The sequence below is a fragment of the Pontibacterium sp. genome, from assembly GCF_041587635.1.
In the GTDB taxonomy this organism is placed as follows: domain Bacteria; phylum Pseudomonadota; class Gammaproteobacteria; order Pseudomonadales; family Balneatricaceae; genus Pontibacterium.
On sequence record NZ_JBFGYC010000702.1, the window covers coordinates 1 to 1708 of the forward strand.

Annotated in this window: 2 protein-coding genes; one reads left to right on the plus strand and one right to left on the minus strand. The window is 49.4% G+C overall.

The genetic code is table 11. The features are described from left to right. Positions 1 to 402: hypothetical protein (locus ABYW01_RS20930; RefSeq protein WP_372836484.1), on the minus strand; the 402-nt coding region annotated here is incomplete at its 3' end. Positions 403 to 604: 202 nt separating this feature from the next. Between ABYW01_RS20930 and ABYW01_RS20935 the strand changes: the two genes are divergently transcribed. Then, positions 605 to 1579, plus strand: coding sequence for an MBL fold metallo-hydrolase (locus ABYW01_RS20935; protein WP_372836486.1), 975 nt, complete (start codon positions 605 to 607; stop codon positions 1577 to 1579). Positions 1580 to 1708: the final 129 nt, after the last annotated feature.

The following is a 1708-nucleotide window of genomic DNA, read 5'->3' on the forward strand; positions in this document are numbered from 1 at the left end:
GTTGGCATTGATAAAGCCAGCAAGCTCCAGCTCCCGTTCGTCCTTGAGCGTGAGAATGATCGTGGTGTGTTTGCCTTTCTCTTTCTTATTCAGCGCATCAATATCCCGAAACTGAATACGCTCTTCGCTCTCTTCCATCGGCTTGCTTAACAGCATAGAGCGTGGTGACAGGGTGATCGTCGCATCCTCGAACTCTTCGCGGAGACTGTCCAGGTTACGTTGCTGAAAGCTGACCCAGAACAGAATGGCAGCCAGTGGCAGAAGCGTGTAGATCTTTGTCAGATCCATCAGCATCAGACCCACAGCCAAGCCAATTAAACCCAGCTGAATCTTGTTATTCAGTGAATGGCGTTGCTCAAAATAGTCATTGTCCCAGGTAAATAGAGGCTTCTCATTCGCCATGCGTAATGTCCCTTGTTCGGATAAATCGGGTCTGCGGCGGGTGCCGTTTTGCGGAAAGCAGTGTGCAGCGAATGGCGGGTGATGACAAGAGAGGTGGGGTGCGACCATAGTCACCCAATGGTCTATTTATATGATATTGTTTTTAGCTTATATAATAAATGCATATAAAGCCGATATAAGAAAAGCTAAAGGACGGATCTCTATGTTTAATCTCAAACGCGGTGCACGCGGTGTATTGTTGGCTGCAGCGACAACGGCGATGCTCTCTATGCCTACAATGGCTGCGTCACCAGCGGATAAGTACCCCGAGTCTCAGCTGTATTCGAAGCCAGTGAAAATCGCAGAGGATGTGTGGAGTTCCATTGGTGCGACTCAGTATTACAGTTACGAAAATGGTGGCCACAACAATAATCTCTCTTTTGTGATCGGTGAAAAAGGCGTATTGGTCGTCAATGGTGGTGCTGCCTACCTGTTGGCAAAAGCGTTGCATGAAGAGATTAAGAAGATCACCGATAAACCGGTTATCTATGTCGTGGATGAAAACGGTCAGTCCCATGCGATCTTAGGTAACGGTTATTGGAAAGAGCAGGGTGCGACTATTATCGCCCATGCTGAAGCGCTGGAAGAGGTCGAGAAAAAAGGCCTGAGTGGTCTGGAAACGCTGCAAGGTATCCTGAAGGAACAGGCAAAAGGTACCGAGTTAGTTGAAATTGACGAGACGTTTGATGAGGAGATGGAGCTGGATCTGGGCGGGATTACCGTAAAACTGATCCACTTTGGACCGGCTCACTCCGTCGGGGATATCTCCGTGTATATTCCTGAGCGTAACGTTGTCCTTGCCGGTGACATGGCGTTCCAGCAACGTATGCTGCCAGTGTTCCCGGATACCGATACAGCGGCGTGGTTGGAAACATGGCATGAGAGCTTTGCTCCGTTTGCGAAAGACAAAATCATCGTACCGGGTCACGGTGAAGCGACCGATTTCGCGACGGTTGATCAATGGACCCGCGGATATCTGGAATACGTACGTGGAAAAGTCGCGGTATTGCTGGATGAGGGTGGCACCTTGGAAGATGCGTATAAGATCGACCAGAGCCCGTATGCGCATCTGGATACGTTTAAAGAGCTGTCTGCGAAAAATGCCGGTCGTATCTTTGAAGCGATGGAATTTGAATAAGGTTTAGATGTGTAAACGCGATCCCCTGCGTTGGTTTTGGGTATCGCGTTGCTCGACCCAACCTCCACACCGATCTTGATGAATCCCGTAGGTTGATGAGATGGTCTCCTCCCATCCTACGGCGTCACA